This window comes from Streptomyces hygroscopicus, assembly GCF_026168105.1.
GTDB lineage: Bacteria > Actinomycetota > Actinomycetes > Streptomycetales > Streptomycetaceae > Streptomyces > Streptomyces hygroscopicus_D.
Genome location: NZ_LBMW01000001.1, coordinates 234,275 through 252,475 on the forward strand (window position 1 = coordinate 234,275; position 18,201 = coordinate 252,475).

Sequence of the window (18,201 nt, forward strand, 5' to 3'; positions counted from 1 at the left end):
TGATTCGGAACTGCACGCTCTTGCCTCCCAAGTGCGGACGTACACGTACACGGCAGTCGCCGTGCCGATTTCCATACACGAGAACAACATGCAGGCGGCCCCACGGCGTGAGTCGTCGTTACTCACTCTCGACACCCCGGCCTCCGCGCATGAACGCGGCCCGGCCGCCGGCCCGTACACCGGATGCGAGTAGCGGCCACTGAAGCTTTCAGATGCGGACATGCCTCGTCGGCCAGACAGGAGATGCGGCTTAGGTCATGTCCGGTACCGAGACGTCCGGGTCGCAGTGCTCGTCGATGTCCCAACGGCCGTTGGGCACGCCGTCAGCGCGGTCGGCGGCCGAAATGGCGACGGCCGCGTCAGCGTGGCGCGGGACCGTCAGCGCCCGTGCCGGCCATTCGGGCCGGCGGCCCGTCGTCGTGCCTGCGGATCGCCTTCCCTCCGCGGTCGCTGTCCGTCCTGTGGGAGGTTCGCACCAGGCTGATGCGCGAGTTCGGCGACAACTGCGCGGACAGTGAGTCGCGGATTGGTGGCGAGCCGCGCCGCGACAGAGCGCAGCCGTAGCGGCAACTGCCTGCAGAGCGCGACCAGTTCGTCCGTGGCGTCGGGCTCCGCAGCCGTGCGCTCGGGGCCGACGTAGGCCTTGAGCAACGCATGTGCCTCGGTCGCGGACAACGGGTCGAGGGCGATCGGGGTGGCCCCATTGCGCGTCACCAGATCCATCAGCGGATGTTTGCTGGTGACAAGCACCAGGTTTCCCGGCGTGCCCGGCATTAGCGCACGCACCTGTGCCGGGTCCGAGACACCATCGAGCACCACAAGGAATTTGCCGCCCGCCAGCAGACTGCGGAAGAGGGCAGATCCCTCTTCCCGCGTCGCCGGCATCCAGTCGTCCGGTACACCGAGGGAGCGGAGGAACCGAGTGAGCACCGTCCGGACGTGCGCGGGCCCGTCCGGCGCGTCCCCGCCACCCTGTAAGTCGGCGTAGAGCTGACCGTCCGGGAACGCCTCGTGCCTGCGATGGGCCCAGCGCACGGCGAGGGAGGTCTTCCCTATCTCGGAGGGTCCGTGAATCACGGCGATACCCACGGAGTCGCAACTGTCGCGCCGTCGCGCCAATATCTCGTCCAGCGCGGTCAGTTGCTTGTGACGCCCGACGAACGGGACAGGGACCGGCGGAAGTTGCGCGGGCTGGGCGAGGCCGCGAGGTCGGTACGGGGGCGCAACAGGCGTTGCCACGCCCGACTCGCGCGCGCTCTCGTCGGCCACGTCGTAGGCCGGGGACGGCCTGCGAGAGTCCTGCCGCGGCAGGCCTCCAGCTGGTTCTTTGCCCGGAAGCTCGACGCGCCGGCCGTCGCCGTCCTGCGCCAGAATGGTCTGCCGCGCGAGCCAGACCTCGCTGCTCGGCTCAACACCGAGCTCCTTCTTCAACCTCGCTCGCAGGTCCGCGAACTGCCGCAGAGCCGCGGCCCTGCGGCCGCAGCCGGCGAGCGCGAGCATGACCCGCGACTGAAGCTCCTCGTGCAGGGGCTCCTCGTGCGAGGCGACCGTGAGCCGAGGGACCGCATAGGCAGGCCGGTTGAGCCGCAGCGCCAGGTCGGCGAACTCGATGACGACATCGATGTACCGTTGCGCCACCCTCACCACAGCGGGGTGCTGCCACAGCTGGGGCAGGTCCTGCAAGGGCCGTGTCTGCCAGCAGGACAGCGCGTGGTTGTACAACTCCAGTGCAGCGACCGGGTCTGCCGACGCGGTGCGGACGGCCCGGCCGACGCGCTCCTCGAACTGGTGGAGGTCCAGCCGGATCCCATCGCTGTTGAAGACATATCCGCCGTATACGGTGCTGATCCGGCGGCTCCCTGCATCGCGGCCGTGCCCCGTCTCGATGATGCGGCGCAGTCGGGCGACGTAGGTGTGTACCAGGTTCTGATGAGTGGGCGGGGCTTCACCGCCCCAGAGCAGGTCCGAGATCTCTTCATGACCGACTGTCTGGTCCGGCTGCACTACGAGCAGACCGAGCAGGGTCCGCTGCTTCAAGGGCATGGCAACCGGAAGTCCAGCGCACAGCACCGTCAATGGCCCCAGCAGGCGTATCTCGCAAGAGATTCCGGGTGTCTCACCCTTCGTGTCGGCCTCGCACCCGAGCCCGAGGGCGGCGGCCAGGTCGTACCCGACCACGCGTGACATGCGGATCAGCGTTTCCTGCCGGGGATTCCGGACGTGACCGTGTTCAAGATGACGGACCGTCCGAACACTGAGTCCGACCCGCCGGGCCAGTTCCTCCTGTGTCAATCCCGCCCTGATCCGAGCGGCACGCAGCCCATCCCCATAATGATCCTCGGTCATACACCCCGCCTTTCTCACCCGTCGACGCAGAGCAGTGGTCACCTTGGAATCAGCGTCGACCTCTTCACCGAAGCCGCCTTGACTCGGCGGCCAAGAACAAGATGCAGCCGTCTCGATGGACTGCCCGAACAGTTGGAAGGGGTCGGATGCGCGGAGCATCCTCCCCTTCCGCCGCCCTGTCCGGCTTCCACGGAAAGAGAGGCTCACGGCTGCGACTCCCCGCGGCGACTTTGCGAAGTCGCTGTGCAACGGAGGCACACCTCGCCGGTACACACCTTGGCTTCGAGACTCAGGGCAATTTCCTCCTGCAAAAAGTGCCCAGGGTGGGAGCGGTCGCTTCAGTGGCGTTCGCCCACTCGAGGGAGATGGGACCCTTGTGGCCGATAAAGCGTGCCGGGCACGGAAGTCGGCGGCCCTCTCACAGAAGCGCGGCGAACATAACGGGTGGAGAGACGGGTGCGCTGCCACTGTCCTTGGAAAGAGCTCTACTCGATTGCGGCGGGCGCGCGCTGTATCCGGAGACCGTCCGCGAAGGACGGGCAATGCTGGGTGCCGTTCGGATGCGCGAACGGCCAACGCACGAAATCCTTGAGACGGCGACCCGGCAGAACGATGTGTTTCTCGTCCATGTCCTTGGCAGCTCGGGCCCGGTGAGCCGGGGCGGTCCTTGTGGGATTTGCGCTGCGGGGGGATCGACAGCGCTCGGGAGGTGGCGTACCCCGGTCTTGCCGTGAGCACACTTCGCCAAATTAATGGGGGGACGGACAACGTGTTGACTCCTGTCGGTCAAGCAGGACTACACGGACGGTGCTGGGCCTGGGACCCCACGGGGCCTGCACCACACCAAGATTACATGGGATTTATTAGCGAGCGTCACATAGGACGTCCAAGGAATTCTGGAAATTTTCCGGGAACTGGAGGGTAGCTCAACAATATTCCTCGATGATTCATGAGGCACATGGGATGTCTGCCATTGGAACCGTTGACGTCTCTCCATCGTCTTCCCGTCGAGCCGCGCGGAATCCAGCAAGACCGCACACACGGCAGACGCCGGCCGTTCCCGTGTCACGCAGGCCCTGGGGTGTGCTTCATGCAGACGCCACCGAACGCAGTTCGGGAGCAATCCAGAAGCTTCGGTGAACGGTTGTCCCACCAAACCCGATCGGACGTCTCAAGCAGACGTGAGTGCGCCACGAGGGCTGCGGCGCGCTCACAGTGAAGTCGTGCTGGGCAGGTCCAGGCCGGAGTGACCTTGGATCGCGGCGGATGAAACCTCTGCGGCACGGCTTGATCCCGGCGAGGAAGGACTCGCCGGGATCAATCCTTCGACGCGCAGGCCGCCCATGTCGGTAAGGGCTGTCCCGTAATCCCCGGTGGATCGGCGCACGGCGTCAGATGCGGTGCGTCGCAAGGCGGAGGGTCGTCACTCATACTGGGCGTGTTCGGTCGATCCGACAACGCAGCGAGGTGCCGTAGCTGTCGTCGTGCGCCCGCCGGGGATGACGGGACAGCCCTTACCTGCACCGGGTCGTGTCGAGTTCCCGGGCGGAGGAAGCCGAGGCGCCCTTGAGTGTCTCGTTCGCCCGGTTGAGCCGAGCAGTCTCCTTGCGCAGGGCCGCAAGTTCCCCGGATTCGGCGGTGGTCAGCCGGTCGTCGCTCTCGCCGGCTGCCGACCTCGGCCTGCCCGATCCGGCCCCGCGTGGACTCGGTATGCGCGCCCGACTCGACGGCCGAGGGCCTGCACACTTCCTGATCGGCTGTCAGCTGGATCGGCTGTCTTTGGCGTCTCGGTGGGACCTCACCGGCTCGCACTCGGTCTTCGCGCTCCGGAAACGGGCTTCAACAGCCGAGCGACGGACGGCGCGAACTCGACCCGCTGGACGCCCGAGGCGCCACGGGGAGCATGGGCAAGGCAGTGGTTGGTCCCGACTGGCCGGGCGATACTGCGGCGGATCATGACTCACCGCGGTGCTGCCGAGCCTGTCAAACAGAGGCGGTCTGCTCGGTGTTGGCCGTGGGAGCGGTCGTCTCCCCCGGGGTTGGCTTCTCCCGGGGGATGAAGAGTCCGCACAGCCCGCCCGCCACCACAACTGCGGCCCCCACCCACACCGCTGGGTGCAGCCCGCGGACGAACTGCTCGGGCCCCGCCAAACTGCCATGTGCGACGAAGACACTGGTGAGCACGGCGATGCCCAGCGCACCGCCCACCTCGCGTACCGTGGTGTTCGCACCGGATGCTTTCCCCGCGTGCTCAGCGCTCACCGAGTCGAGCACCACGGCCGCGCTCGGCGCGAAGACGAGTCCCATGCCGGCACCGGCGACAATCATGGCGCCCACCAGGTGAGAGTACGGAGTGTTCGTTGTAGCCGCCAGGTTGATCCAGGCGAGTCCGCCCGCCTGGAGGAACAGACCGAGGGCCATCAGCCGGCCACCGCCGACCCGGTCAGTGATCGCGCCTGCCAGCGGCGCGACGAACATCGGCATCAACGTCCAGGCCAAGGTGAGCTCTCCGGCCCGCAGTGGTGTGCGGACCGGGGCTATCTGCAGGTACTGCGAGAGCAGGAAGATCGAGCCGAAGACGCCGAAGTACATGGTCGCCGAAACGATGTTGGTGAGGGTGAAGGCTCGTACCCGGTAGAAGCTCAGGGGCAGCATCGGGTGTGCCACCCGGCGCTCCCTGACCACGAAGGCGGCCAGCAGCACGGTCCCGGCCGCGAAGCCGCCCAGTACCTGGGTCGATGCCCACCCGTCGGTGGGTCCGTGGACAATTCCCCACACCACGGCGAGCAGCCCGGCAGCCGCCAGCAACATGCCGAGCAGGTCGAGGCGGACCCCCGTGAGGGAGCTCTCCCGAAGGGTGGCGCGCACCAGCGGAACCGCGACGACTCCCACGGGCACGTTGATCCAGAAGATCCATTGCCAGGCCAGACCGTCGACCACGGCGCCGCCAACCACCGGACCCATCGCGATGGCCAAGCCGCTCACTCCCGACCACAGACCAAGTGCCAGGCCGCGCAGCCTGGGCGGGACCGCCTCGGAGAGCAGTGTGAGCGACAGCGGCATGACGGCTGCCGCGCCGATGCCCTGGACCGCACGAGCAGCGATGAGTTCACCGCTGGTGTGCGACAGGCCGCATGCGATCGAGGCGAGGGTGAACGCAGCGATGCCGATCATGAACACCATGCGCCGGCCGAACCGGTCTCCCAGCGCGGCCCCGGTCATCAGCAGGCACGCGAAACTGAGGACGTAGGCATTGACGAACCACTGGAGGTCTTGGGTGGAAGCGTGCAGATCCACCGCGAGAGTCCGTAAGGCGGTGGAGACGACGAGGTTGTCGAGGGCGACCATGAACATGGGCACGCTGCACGCGACGATGGCCAGCCACAACGGCACCCGTCGTCCGTCCATGGCCCGGCCATCGCCGGTCTGCCGGTCGGGAGCCTTCTGATTCGTGGACGATGTCATGACAGAGATCTCCTAGCCAGTGGTGAGGGGTGGCGTTCAGTCGCAGGAGGGCTGGCTGCGATCCGCGTGCTCCTGCTCGGCCAGGCGAAGCTTCGCCTCGGACCAGCTGATCGGGAGCTCCTCGGCGGGTACTTCCCAGAAGGTGAAGGCCGATCGCCGCATGGTGGGGCGCAGCCCCGTCATGATCGTCCGATGGGGCTCGGCTTTCGCGTACGCGTGCAGGGCCTGCCCGTCCTCCCAGGCCGACAGGGTCCAGAAGGTCCGCTTGAGCGGTTCGGCGATCAGAGAGGCACCGACGGCGCCCCGCGCCGTGCGCACCTGCCTCCAAGCGGCAAGGGATTTCAGGAAGAAACGCGGGACGTCCCTGAGGGAGCGGACCTCGAGCCGCGATGCCATGATCAGCACCCGGGTGTCCGGCTGAGGGGGATGCGGGGTGGTCCAGGGCAAAGTGGGCACAACTGCGGCCTTCCTCCGAGTATGAGATGTGCGCTGCCACAGGACGTCGCTGATCACCGCCGCGGCGCCCCAAGATTGGAGAGTTCCACTATCCAGCATAGATAGTGGAACTATCGAATTGCCAGTGAGGAAGCGAACCTGATGCGAATCTCCGAGCTCAGTCGGCGCAGCGGAGTGTCCGTGGCCACGATCAAGTACTACATCCGGGAAGGGCTGTTGCCGACCGGCAGGCCGACGGCGGCCACCCAGGCCGAGTACGACGATCAGCACCTGCGGCGGCTGCGGCTGATACGCGCGCTGATCGGTGTGCGCGGACTGTCAGTGAACGCCACACGGGACGTCCTGGAGGCACTGTCGCAAGAGCAGGCCGACACCCACCGCATCCTCGGGCTCGCGCTCGGCGCGAGCCGGCTCGCGGAGGAGACCGCCCAGGAGCACCGGCAGCTGGCTGAAGTCGACACGCTGATCGAGGAGATGGGCTGGCGTGTGCACAGCAACGCGTCGGCACGGACCGCACTCGCCGACACGCTGGCGACCCTGGACGATCTCGGAGTGCCGCTGGACTGGGGGGCGTTGCTCCGGTACGCCAAGCTTGCGGAGCAGACCGCCGGAGTGGACCTGGATCAACTGGAGGGTGCCGAAGATCTGCTGGAGGCTGCGGAGCGCGCCGTGCTGCTTACCACGCTGCTCGAGCCTGCCCTGTTGGCGCTGCGTAAGCTCGCCCAGGAGCACGAGTCCGCCCGGCGCCACAACATCTGAGACCCTGCCGTGTGTTCCGCCCCGGGCGGAACACACAACGCAGCGAGCTGGGATTCGTCGGTCAGCACGGCCCGTTGCCAGGGCCGCCGAGGTGGAAGGATGTCGGAGTCACCGAACCGGAGTCGTACAGCTCCGGGCTCGTCTCGGTGACCGTCAGTTGGGAGGGATCGGCAGAGTCAAGGAGCTGGAAGGTGCTGATCCAGCTGGAACCCGATGCGCTGCCGTCAACGCCGTCCCCCATGGCCTCGCAGGTCACTCCGGTGGCGTGGGCGACCTCGCCGAACGCGCTGATGGTCTGTCCTCGTGTGAAGGTGCCGCCCCAGAGCGAACCGGGGAAGTAGCCGACGGCCTGCCGGTTGTAGAAGACCCACCAGTCGCCCGCCAGGTATTCGATGGCGTACTGGGCGGACCTCCCCGTCCGGACGGCCATGCCGGGCCTGACGCTGCGGGAGAGCCGCACGAAGCCGCAGCCGTTGTAGCAGCTCTCCTGACCGTCGACCCAGTGATAGACGAACAGGTGCGGGCGCAGGTCGCCGTTGAGGCCGAGGTCGACGGTCCAGCCGATCTCCACCGTGGACTTCTGGTCGCTGGACTGGACAGCCAGCTCCTGCAGGGAGTGCGACTCGATGTCGCCGGGGTACAGCTGCGGCGAGGCCTGGAACATCTGGATCGAGGCGCCTCCGGCGTCGGTCTTCTGACGGCCGGTCACATAGTCGAAGCAGGAGCCGTACCAGCAGATCGGACCGTATCCCGCGGACGCGGAAGCCGACGGGACGACAGGCGGAAGCGGGCCGGTTGGCGCCGTGGGAGCCACGCCGAGGAGACCGAACAGGATCGGAAGAGTGGCGGCGGTGCGGGCGATCGAGTGCCGTATGCGCATGGGGGGCATCCGTTTCAGCGAGGGCGGCTGGCACGTCCGACTTGGAACTCGAGCCTGAGTTAAGGGCAGAGTTAAGCTCGCTTACGTAAACGATTAAACTAGCGGCAGGAGCCAGATGAGCGCAACACCCCGTGCTGGGAAGGAAGTTGGCCGGGGTGCGCACGCGTCGGGTGCCCCTGCGGACCCACACCCCCAACGACGCGACGGCCCGCCGAGAACCGGTGGGCCGTCGGGTGGAAACCGCTGAAGGCGGCTGCTACGTGACGTCGAACTGTTTCAGCACGCGCCGGGCGGCTGCGAAGAGCATGCCGACGTTGACAGCGCTACGAGCCACGGCGACGGTGACGAGGTCTTCGTTCCCCGGGCTGACCATGAACAGGTGCACCAGGTTTGTGGGGTGTGGGCGCCACGCAGCTCAAAGCCCTCTGACCCACCGTGGCGCCATCCCGTTGAGGGATGTCAGTAATGCCACTGGGAGAGGGCGTGGTGACCCGCGTCGAAGGTCACCGGCGAACGCCGCATCGTCCGCGCGGCCACGGAACACTGGCCGGAGGCCGACGTCAGCCGGTGACGCTGGTCGCGCCGGTCTCGATGTGACCGGTGGCCCTGCGGCTCCAGCTGGAGTCGGAACTGACGGTCACGGTGAAGTCGTACCACCCGTTCTGGTGGGCCACGGCATTGAAGTGGTCCGAGACCGTCGCCCCGGGCGCCACCTGGTAGGTCCAGGGGCCGTCGGCGCGGTAGTTGGTGGAGGTGATGGTGAAGGTGACGGTGCTGGAACCGGTGTTGGTCATCTTGAACCAGGCCGCCTCCTTGCCCGTGTCCGGAGCCGGCGCGTAGTAGGTCGTCGCCTCGCAGCTCTTGCCGGCAGTGGTCGCATTGCCGGTGAACCGGCGCAGGAAGCGGTTGGGGCCCAGCACGGTCAGGTCGTACTGGCCGTCACCGTAGTTGGCACCGATGTTGAAGAAGTCGCTGGTGCCGCCGTCGGTGCCCGTGGTGGAGTCGTGGGGGGCAACGGTGTACTGCCACGGGCCACCGCTCCGGTACGCGTTGGCGTAGATCGAATAGTGGGCGTGGGCGGTCGCCTGCGGACCCTGGTTGGCCATGTCGATCCAGAGCAGGATCTGGTTGTTGGCGTCGTACTCGATCCGGTCCACCCAGGCGTTCGGTTGGTACGGCAGTGCGCGCGCGGGCTTCGTCCCGGACTCCTGTGTCGGCATGGAGTTCGTGCCGGGGCTGGGGTTGATCATGGAATTGGCGGTGGCCTGGCTGATGGTGGCGCTGGTGTCGGGCAGTGAGGGCAGTCCGTAGACAGGATTGGCGAAGTCGAAGGCGTCGGTGAGGTCACCGCAGACCTGGCGGCGCCAGGTGGATATGTTGTGGCAGACGGCCGGGGTGCCGAGAGCGGCAGTCCAGGTCTCGAGGAAGCGCAGGACGGAGGTGTGGTCGTAGACCTGCGAGTCGACCCAGCCGCCCCGGGTCCACGGAGATACGACGACCATCGGGACGCGGAAGCCGAGGCCGAGGCCGAGGCCGGTGCCCGAGTAGGACTCCGCCGCGGTGCCCGACGGCGCGACCGGCGGCGGAACGTGGTCGAAGAAGCCGTCGTTCTCGTCGTAGTTGAGGAACAGGACGGTCGAGTCGAACACCTCCTGGTTGGCGGCCAGTGCCTGGATGACCAGGTTCACGAAGTGTGCACCGTTCTCCGGCGGTCCGTCCGGGTGCTCGGAGAAGAGCTGATTGGCCACGACCCAGGAGACCTGCGGCAGCGTGCCGTTCAGTGAATCGTTCTTGATGGCGGCGGCGATGTCGTCGGGGGTGGACCCGGTGGATGAGGGGACCGAAGCCATCCCGTTCTGGTGGAGCGGGCTCGACGCGGGGGCGTTGGTGAACTGGGTGAAGTAGGCGAGGGCGTTGTCGCCGTAGTTGTCGTCGGCGTTCTGGTAGACCTTCCAGGTCACGCCCGCGTTCTGCAGGGCCTCGGCGTAGGTCCCCCAGGACAGCCCGGACTCGGAACCGCCGTCGTAGGCGGGGCCGCCGGCGGTGCCGGAGGGGTCGATCCAACCCGACCACAGATAGGTGCGGTTGGGGCCGGTGGCGGACAGGATCGAGCAGTGGTAGGCGTCGCAGATGGTGTAGGCGTCGGCGAGCGCGTAGTGGAACGGGATGTCCGAGCGGTTCATGAAGCCGAGCGTCCGTACCGACCCCTTCGCGGACACCCAGTTGTCCATCTTCCCGTTGTTCCACGCCTTGTGCTGGGTGGACCAGGAGTGGTCGAGCGAGCCGTCGCACTGGGCCAGCTGCTCACCACTCACACCCCACCACCAGGTCTTGGTCGCGCTGAGCTGCCAGGGGTACTGTCTGCCGCTGCCGTTGGGCTGGTCGAAGACACTGTGCCCGCCCGCCAGTTGGATGGTGGCGCGGTCACCGAAGCCCCGCACGCCCTTGAGGCTGCCGAAGTAGTGGTCGAAGCTGCGGTTCTCCTGCATCAGCACCACGACGTGCTTGACGTCGGTGATCGTGCCGGTGGTCGCGGCCGATGCGCGGGAGGCGGTGCCGGGCAGGGTGTCCAGGCCCAGGGCCGCGCCGAACGCGGCGGCGGATCCCAGGAAGGTGCGGCGGGTGACGGGCGCCACGTGAGGCCTCCGAAGCGGGGTTGGAAGGGAGAAAGTGGTGAGGTGCGAGTCCGGTCCCCGGACTGTCGGGCTTCCAAGTGACAACTGGCCAGTAACAAAGTGGCAGCGCGATGAAACGGATCGAACATCTGGACTGGACTCGTTACCGTGCTGCAACCTTCGCCGCTCGGCGCACTCTTGCGTGCGGCTGCAACGGACGTGTCGGCGCGTCAGCTCCGTCAAGCTCCCGCGGGGGAGCGAGCCTCGACAGGGTCTGAGGCATGCCCATGACAGCATTGGGGGCTGCGGTGGTCCATGGCGTGACGCGGTTTCGGGCCCGGTACCGGTCCCAGCGTTTCAGCAGTTGCGGGGCCAGACGGTGAACACACCGGGCACGTCGGTCCAATCGAAGGTGGTCGCGCTCGAGTGGTTCTCCTCAGCGAGGTACCTGACCCGCTCCGTGGCCGCGGCGGGGTCCGGATTGGTGTCGTCCAGAGCCGGAGCCACGCTCTCTGCGGCGGTCTGGGCGGTCAGGTAGTGGTTCGCGCAGTACCAGGACATGTCCCAGCTCATCCAGCTGGTGGCCTGGGCATCGAACATGACGAACCACGGGCGCAGCGAGGGGTCGTAGATGTCGCGGGGATCGCCGCCGCCCGAACCCGGATGCATGTCCGGCCACATCATGGCCTGGTCGAGCCTTCCCTCGGCCGCAAGATCCCGTACGTGTTCCGCGTACTCCTGTGCGGTGGAGAGGTTGTCCAACTGGTAACCCGCCAGCCGATTCTCGATCATACCGGTGATCGGGTAGAGGACGAACTTGCCGCGCAACTCCTTCCAGGTCGGCCAGGCGTCGGCCTTGGCGGCCGCGTCGAGGTCGGGATATCTCCCGGCCAGCATGTCGCTGGGTTTGAAGACCTTGTCCGCGCCGAGGTGCTTCCTGATCAGCTGGTCGAGCTCCGTCGGCCCCATGCCCGCGTTGCTGCGGAAGCCCCACTTCAGCTCCAGCTTGATGTAGATCGGGTCGTGGCCGGGGTGGCTGTCGCTCCAGTCCTTGAGATTGTCCAGGCAGGTGCGCAGGCTGCCGTTGCGTACCGTCGTGGTGAGGGTTCCGGAACCGATGGAGTAGGTGCAGTTGTTCTCGTTGAACAGCGGGTCCGCATGACTGACGACCCATCCGCCGTCCCCGCCGTAGGTGCTGTAGACGTCGAGCTCGAGGAGGTGCGCTCCCTTGTCGAGTTCCTTCGTCAGCCGGTTGGACTTGCTCTGCTCGTAGGCGTTGTGCAGACCGGGGACCGCGATGTGAGCCAGCCGCATGTCATCGAAGCCGCTGCCGGTTCCCTTCGGTGACGCTGCGTGGACCGGGGCCGAGGAGAGCAAGGGCATGGCCGCGGTGAACAGCAGCGCCGCGCCCAGGATCCGGGTCCTGCGGAGCGCATGTCTCAGATCGGCATTACGCACGGGCATCGGAACTCCTCGGGTCGGGCGGCGACTTGCGAGGCACGGCTCACGCACAGGGGCACTGCTTCGAGTGAGGGTCTGCCCGGGGCATGGCACGTGCAGGGCGTGCTACACAACTGTGCTGGCGGAGCTGCGATCTCACGGTGCGCAGTGGAGCGCAGTGGAGCGGCCTCTTCTGCCCGAGTAGGGCGTTGCTGACGAGCCCGAGCGGGACTGTAGCGTCGCCTGGCCGTCGGCGCTACCACTCGGTAAGAGTCAGTCGGGACGCGCATCAGGGGTCGGGGGACCCATGAGGAGTTGGGGCACGCATGATCCAGGGATGGGGAGAGCTACGCGCATCAGCGGGGCGGGGTCGCTTGGCGTATGCCCGCAACGGGCGTACGGCGGTGCGAACTTGATCAGGACCGGCGAGGATTGTGGTGGCCCAACACGTACTCCAAGGAAAAACGGCCCAACACTAGCCGACCGTGCCCGCCACCGAGTAGGTGACCAGGGTCTGATCGGGACTGTCCGCGAGTTGAAGCACGACATGGCTGTAGTCGAGCGGTCCGAGCGTCGGATGGCGCAGCCTCTTCACGCCGTTGCCCACCGCCACGACGTCGTGCCGCGGCCACCACTGCCGGACCTCCTCGCTGCGCCGCTTCAGCTCCCTGATCAGTGCCGCGAATCCGGGATCGTCCGGGTGCCCGGCCGCTGCAAGTCGGAACCTGCCGAGCATGGCCCGGGCCTCCGGCTCCCATTCGAGATACACCTGCCGGGCGCGAGGCGCCGTGAACATCCAGCGCACGAGGTTGCGCTCGTCGGCAGGCAACGCGTCCCAGTCGGCAAACAGCTCACGCGCAGCAGGGTTCGAGGCCAGCACGTCCCAGCGACGCCCTTTGACGAACGTCGGGAACGGCTCGAGCCGCTGCACCAGGGAGTCGACCTCGGGATCAATCCACTCGGCCGGTACCGCAGCGGCACCGGCGCCTGACGAGCCCTCGCCGCCACGTGCCAGCACCCGCAGGTACTGCCGTTCGGCGTCGGACATTCGCAGCGCGCCGGCCAGGGCGTCCAGCACCTGCTCCGAGGGCCGCACCGGACGGCCCTGCTCGAGGAATGTGTAGTACGTGGTGGACACGTTGGCCAGCAACGCGACCTCCTCGCGGCGCAGTCCCGCGGTGCGCCGACGCTGTCCGGCGGGCAGACCGACGTCGCCGGGGCGGAGGCGCTCGCGCCGCGACCGGAGCAGCTGTCCCAGGGCATGCGAATCTCCCGTAACTGCCATACAGCGCAGCCTACTCATGCCAGTACCAGTAACGAGGTGCTCTGGTTACCGGTTTGGGGATCGTCCATGCTCGGCGCATGACGATCACCCGGAAGACCATCACCATCCCTGTTGCCGACGGGACCACCGTGCCTGCCTACCTGGCCCGTCCGGCCGGTCCCACCGCCCCGGTCGCAGTGGTCGTCGCGCACGAACTGTTCGCGGTGAACCCCGACATCCGCGGCGTGGCCGACGACCTGGCGGAGGCCGGGCATCTGGTCCTGGCGCCGGAGTTCTACCACCGCCACGCCGATCCCGGCCACTGGCTCGAACGCACCGACGCCGGGCGCCAGGCGGGATTTGCCCTGCTGCACCAGCTGCACCGGGAGGAGGCTCTGGCCGACGTGGACGCCTGCCTGCGGTGGCTCGACTCGCAGCAAGGGATTCAGCGGACCGCGCTGATCGGCTTCAGCGCCGGTGGCCACCTGGCATATCTGGCAGCCTGTCAGCTGCCGATCAGCCGCACCGCGGTGCTGTACGGGGGCTGGCTGCCTACGAGCGACATCCCGATGAGCCGGCCCACACCCACGCTCGACCTGACCCCCGGGATGAGCGGCCGGCTGCTCTACCTGGTCGGCGAGGACGACGCGCTGATCGACGCAGGCCATCGGGACCAGATCCGCGCAGCACTGGAGCAAGCCGACGTCGAGTACGACATGGTCACCTACCCCGGTGTCGCTCACGCGTTCTTCTGGCCCGGAACGACCGCCTTCGACCAGAAGGCCCGAGACGACGCCTGGACCCGGATCCTGAGCCTGCTCGCCGGCCAGTAGTACTTCGTCAGGTCTTCCGATCTTGCATGCTCAGCGAGATGTTGCTGGTATGAGGCTTGGGGAGGTGGAACGGCTCCGGGGTGAGTCATCGGAGTTCGTTGCCGACGTGTTCGCCTCGCTGCCACGGCGGGACCAGCGCGGCTGGGGCCGGTGTTATCTGCGGGGTCCGATGCTGGACACCACGAAGCCCGGCTGCCGGGGAGCACCCGCCAGCATCACCAACCACAGGCGGAAGCACCACTAGAAGAGGGAGGGCTGACCGTGACGCAGCGACAGGCCCTTGAGCAGTCCATCCGGGCTCTCGGCGGTACGTGGGACACGTGGCGGGCGGTCACCGCGCTTCGGGACGCCGGGTACGGCGAGGGGGATCGCCGGCAGCAGGAGAAGCGCGCTCGCCAGGTGCTACGGGACATCGCCGAGACCGGACTCATCGTGAAGACCGACCCGGACAGCGCCACATACCGCGTCGCCGAACAGTAGGCACAACGGATCGCCCCGCTCCCCCACCGCGTGATGCGGCGAGGAGCGGGGCGTCGTGTGGTGTCAGTCGGTGCGACGTCCGGTGAGGTCGGCCCTCGGTGGGCTACGAGGGCGCTTGGGTGAGCGGGAGGAGGCGGGCGAGTGCCTGCTGGCAGTTCGCCGCAGTCCGAGCCGCCGCCTCCTGTCGGCTGCCAGGGTGGGATACGATCCGTGCCGTCTGGGCTGACGCGCTGGCTTGTGATGAAGGCCCCGCCGTCTCCCAAGGTGCTGCGCACCGCGCATGAGATCCCCTCATGCCTGGAGGCCCCGTGCCCAGCGATCACTTCCGTAAGGCTGCCATCCGCAAGCGAATGGCCGAGACCGGCGAGAGTCACCGGCAGGCCGCGTATGCCATCGACCACCCGCCTGTCGAGTGCCCCGGCACCGGCCCGGCGGATTGCCCCCTGCCGGACTGCTGCGCCTTCGACTACGTCTACGTGTGCCCGAAGTGCTGGTGGGTGTCCGGGGTCGACGAGAGCAGTCACCCTGCAGTTGTAGGTCTCGCTCCGGCCCAGTGCGCCGGTGTAGGTAAAGGTCCAGCAGGACGGCGGCGGCCCGGCGGGTCCGGTGTCGCCTTGTGGTCCCTGGGCTCCGGTGCCGCCGCGCGGTCCGTGGGGTCCGGCTGGTCCTGTCGGACTGGTGGCGCCTGGCTGCCCGACGGTTGCCGCAGCGCCGGATGGGCTGGGTGAGAACCGTACATCCCGCCGTCGACAAAGCGTCCGCGGGCGTAGAAGCCGAGCAGCCGGAGCTGGCGATCAGGGGAGCCGGCTCCTCTCCGGCATCAACGCGAGCCCGGTTCTCAGTCGCGCTCCGGTCGTACTCCTCTGTTTCACTGGCCGTGTGCGGGGTGATCACGACCGTAGCCAACGGTTTTTTTGTCGTACCAGTCGGGGCGCTGTCCCTTGGGCGTCTCGTCAGGCTCGCGCAGAGTGGCGCCGTAGGCGCTGGTGGCCTTGTGGAGTAGGGGTTTTTCTATGGGCGCCGGCCAAAGTTGGATGAGGTAGGTCTCCACGGGGTCGTCGTCGTCGCGTACGTCGCCGTCGTCCCGGTTGCGGCCGTGGGCGAGGAGCCGATATGTGCCGGGGCCCGGAAGGCGGAGGACAAGGTGAGTGTCTTCGTCGCCGATTTCCATGATGGCCGTGGGCCAGGTGATGCTGATCTCTGCAGCGTCCTGCCAGTCGTCCAGGTGCAGGGGCGGCGGGCCGTCCCACAGTTCGGCGGTGACGTGGATGTCGCCTGACTCCTGTTCGGTGGCGATGCCGACGAAGCCTGAATCATGGACGGCGACGAGTCCGTTGCCCGTGAATTCAACGTATTCGTAGCCCATGACGTTCGTGTCGAGGATGCCAAGGCAGTTGGAGTCGAGGGCGACGGCGCTGTTGTCGATGCGGTCGATGAGTGAGGGCATGGCCGGGGCTCCTGCGGAAGGAGAGGGACAGCATGTTCGCTGTCCCCCTGGGGTTTTACGCGGGTCGGTACGCTAGGCGGATGCTACGGGCACTGCACCAGCGGCCGCATCGTCTGGGCGCGGGCACCGGCCGGGATGTCGGTGACGTTGACCCAGAACTTTTCCCGCTCGAAGAGGCGGTTGGCGTTGTACCACTGCTTGCGGTAGTTGCCCTCGTTGGAGTTCTGCGCCTCGGGGACCATGTGGCACGAGAAGTCCGGGTTCAGCGAGGCGCCCTGGTAGGTGGAGGCGAACGGGTACTCGTCGCAGCTCTTACCGGACGGGCGGGGGATGGAGCTGGGGCATGCGGTGCGCCGGTTGCGCTTGATCAGGCTCTTGTCCATCGTCCGCGTCAGCGCTGGGCCGTGGCCCTGCCATCCCCAGTGGTGTCCCAGGTTGCGCTGGGCCCAGTCGATGTGCCAGGCGACCTGGTCGTAGGGGCCGGTGACGGAGATGTTGTAGGTGGGGGTGACGTCGGGGTAAACGCATCCGCCGTCCTGAACGGGGCTCATCTGCGGGGTGTTGTCACACCGCACGTTGATCTTCGGCCCGAGGTCGGTGTCAACCGGCGTGAACGGCGGCGCGGTGAAGACGAGGTGCGGAGCCTGGGCGTCGGTGATCGTCGCTGTGCCGGGCGAGTCGAGGACGAGGTGGTACGTCTTCGTCGCGCCGACGGTGAGTATCTGTGTGGCGCCACCGGTGGAGGTGCAGGAGCCGCAGGTTTCGCTGACGGTGGCTTCGCCGATTTCCGACGCCGGAACATCGGTCGCCGTCTGGGTGAGGGTGACGTCGTCGGTCCACTTGTGGCGGTTGCGGGGGTCGAGCCGGACGTGGGAGGTCCAGTTGATCTCGGAGTAGCCGACGTAGGTGTGGGACGGCTCCTCGTAGAAGCTGATGTCGAGCTGTCCGTGGAGACAGGAGCTGGTGCGATCGATGGTGCCGCCGGTGGTGGAGCAGGTCACATCGCCGGGGGCGCTGACGACCTCGGGCCGTGCAGTGACGGCTCTGATGGTGGCGCTGCCGTGGTGGGGTGTGGGTGCGGCGTTCGCGTCCAAGGCGAACGCGGAGCTGACCGCCAGAAAGGCGGCCAGGAGGATGGTCCCCCGTTTGATCATTTTCACTGAGCATGATCCTTTCGCTGTCTTTGGCGTGACCATGCTTCGCGTGCGCTTGACGGGGCGTCAACGTCATATAGATGCACGGTAGTTCTTTTCGGACGCTGGTGGCCCATGGGGGACTGTCCGTGTGCTGGCTGTGGAGTGTTGGGGGCTGGTGGCAGCTATGGGAATTGTTGTCCGAAACCCCTCTCTCCATATACCGGAAGGTCGGGGACCACGGGCACTGGCCCATTCGGCACAGCGACCCGTCTCCGGATCACGCTGGAGATGGAGCTTTGACGTATATGCGGGTCAATCCGTGGCGGTCAATCTGAGTTCAGGCTGCCTGCATGACGAGGCCGCGGTACGGCAGCGACATCACGGCGAGGATGTCGAGTCCCAGTTCCTTCTCAGGTGTTCCAGGCGTACAGCCGCTTCGGTGGGGTCGTCGGCCATGATTTTGGTTTCCGCGAACACCCCGGCGCCGGCCACCGCTGCAGCAAACACGGAAGTCACCTGCCCGCTCGAGAGGTACCAGACCGTCGCCATCCGGTCGAACCGCCAGCGCCCCCGGCTCCACCGAGTTTGCGTATCACCTCGTCCCGGGCCTGGACGAGATGCGGGAATTTCTCGGATTCCGGCAGCACCGCCCGCCACTGGCCCGAATGCGCGGGTCCCACCGACCAAAAGGCCGTCGAGGAAGAACTTGATATCGCCGCTTGTCCAGTCAATCCGGCTGACGTGCCACGTTCCCCAGGACTTGCCAGTGCCGAGGGCAACTTGCTGCCCGCAGTTGGAGGGGTGCATGAAGCCCGCGACCTGCGTGTCCCACTCCAACTCGGGAAAGTCGATCTCCGAGCAGCCCCCGCCGGACACGGGCCACAGCAGGTGAGCGCTCTTGTATCCGCGGGCGACGTGGGAGACCCGCCACCGCTCCTCGTCGACCCCGTACTTGATGAGTTTGGCCGCGGTGGCGTACAGGGCTTCGAAGTGCATGTCGTTGATCAGCAGCCTGGGGAGCGCGGCGAGGCCGCGCGGGCGGTTTCGCCTTTACGCCAGGCGTTGTTGCGCGGACCAGGG

General features: G+C 67.2%; 13 protein-coding genes and 1 pseudogene. 4 read left to right on the forward strand and 10 right to left on the reverse strand.

Going from position 1 to position 18,201, the window contains the following annotated elements:
- Positions 1 to 378: 378 nt before the first annotated feature.
- From AAW14_RS01080 to AAW14_RS01090, 3 genes are all read right to left on the reverse strand, one after another.
- Complete coding sequence (locus tag AAW14_RS01080) at positions 379 to 2,505, reverse strand: BTAD domain-containing putative transcriptional regulator (RefSeq protein ID WP_322740994.1); 2,127 nt, start codon at positions 2,503 to 2,505, stop codon at positions 379 to 381.
- A gap of 1,824 nt (positions 2,506 to 4,329) precedes the next feature.
- A complete protein-coding gene (locus AAW14_RS01085; RefSeq protein ID WP_265559255.1) occupies positions 4,330 to 5,754 on the reverse strand; it encodes an MFS transporter in 1,425 nt (474 codons plus the stop codon).
- Between the two features lie 93 nt (positions 5,755 to 5,847).
- The gene (locus tag AAW14_RS01090) at positions 5,848 to 6,267 is read right to left on the reverse strand and encodes a DUF3291 domain-containing protein (RefSeq protein ID WP_265558798.1); all 420 of its coding nucleotides are present in this window, start codon (positions 6,265 to 6,267) and stop codon (positions 5,848 to 5,850) included.
- A 141-nt stretch (positions 6,268 to 6,408) separates the two neighbouring features.
- On the opposite strand from AAW14_RS01090, the gene AAW14_RS01095 reads away from it, so the two are divergent.
- Positions 6,409 to 7,026 carry a MerR family transcriptional regulator gene (locus AAW14_RS01095; protein ID WP_265558801.1) on the forward strand — a complete coding sequence of 206 codons (618 nt, stop codon included), beginning with the start codon at positions 6,409 to 6,411 and terminating at the stop codon, positions 7,024 to 7,026.
- A gap of 61 nt (positions 7,027 to 7,087) precedes the next feature.
- Here AAW14_RS01095 and AAW14_RS01100 read toward each other — a convergent pair whose 3' ends face one another.
- From AAW14_RS01100 to AAW14_RS01115, 4 genes are all read right to left on the reverse strand, one after another.
- Positions 7,088 to 7,906, reverse strand: a complete 819-nt coding sequence (locus tag AAW14_RS01100) for a neprosin family prolyl endopeptidase (RefSeq protein WP_265558803.1) — start codon at positions 7,904 to 7,906, stop codon at positions 7,088 to 7,090.
- Between the two features lie 560 nt (positions 7,907 to 8,466).
- Positions 8,467 to 10,542 (reverse strand): phosphocholine-specific phospholipase C, encoded by a 2,076-nt coding sequence (locus tag AAW14_RS01105; RefSeq protein ID WP_265558805.1) that lies wholly within the window; start codon positions 10,540 to 10,542, stop codon positions 8,467 to 8,469.
- 336 nt (positions 10,543 to 10,878) lie between these two features.
- Complete coding sequence (locus tag AAW14_RS01110) at positions 10,879 to 11,985, reverse strand: Ca2+-dependent phosphoinositide-specific phospholipase C (protein ID WP_265558807.1); 1,107 nt, start codon at positions 11,983 to 11,985, stop codon at positions 10,879 to 10,881.
- 451 nt (positions 11,986 to 12,436) lie between these two features.
- Complete coding sequence (locus tag AAW14_RS01115; protein WP_265558809.1) at positions 12,437 to 13,246, reverse strand: helix-turn-helix transcriptional regulator; 810 nt, start codon at positions 13,244 to 13,246, stop codon at positions 12,437 to 12,439.
- A 77-nt stretch (positions 13,247 to 13,323) separates the two neighbouring features.
- Between AAW14_RS01115 and AAW14_RS01120 the strand changes: the two genes are divergently transcribed.
- From AAW14_RS01120 to AAW14_RS01130, 3 genes and pseudogenes are all read left to right on the forward strand, one after another.
- The gene (locus AAW14_RS01120) at positions 13,324 to 14,058 is read left to right on the forward strand and encodes a dienelactone hydrolase family protein (RefSeq protein ID WP_265558811.1); all 735 of its coding nucleotides are present in this window, start codon (positions 13,324 to 13,326) and stop codon (positions 14,056 to 14,058) included.
- Between the two features lie 49 nt (positions 14,059 to 14,107).
- Positions 14,108 to 14,236 (forward strand): annotated as a pseudogene (locus AAW14_RS01125) (IS701 family transposase); the annotation flags it as partial.
- 83 nt (positions 14,237 to 14,319) lie between these two features.
- Positions 14,320 to 14,538: a hypothetical protein gene (locus AAW14_RS01130; RefSeq protein ID WP_265559257.1), complete on the forward strand. Its 219-nt coding sequence runs from the start codon at positions 14,320 to 14,322 to the stop codon at positions 14,536 to 14,538.
- Positions 14,539 to 15,406: 868 nt separating this feature from the next.
- Here the strand turns inward: AAW14_RS01130 and AAW14_RS01135 are convergent.
- The 3 genes from AAW14_RS01135 to AAW14_RS01145 form a co-directional block, all read right to left on the reverse strand.
- Positions 15,407 to 15,985: a hypothetical protein gene (locus tag AAW14_RS01135; protein ID WP_265558814.1), complete on the reverse strand. Its 579-nt coding sequence runs from the start codon at positions 15,983 to 15,985 to the stop codon at positions 15,407 to 15,409.
- Between the two features lie 83 nt (positions 15,986 to 16,068).
- On the reverse strand, positions 16,069 to 17,139 hold the full coding sequence (locus AAW14_RS01140; protein WP_265558816.1) for a NucA/NucB deoxyribonuclease domain-containing protein: 1,071 nt from the start codon (positions 17,137 to 17,139) through the stop codon (positions 16,069 to 16,071).
- A 360-nt stretch (positions 17,140 to 17,499) separates the two neighbouring features.
- Positions 17,500 to 18,117: a hypothetical protein gene (locus tag AAW14_RS01145; protein WP_265558818.1), complete on the reverse strand. Its 618-nt coding sequence runs from the start codon at positions 18,115 to 18,117 to the stop codon at positions 17,500 to 17,502.
- Positions 18,118 to 18,201: the final 84 nt, after the last annotated feature.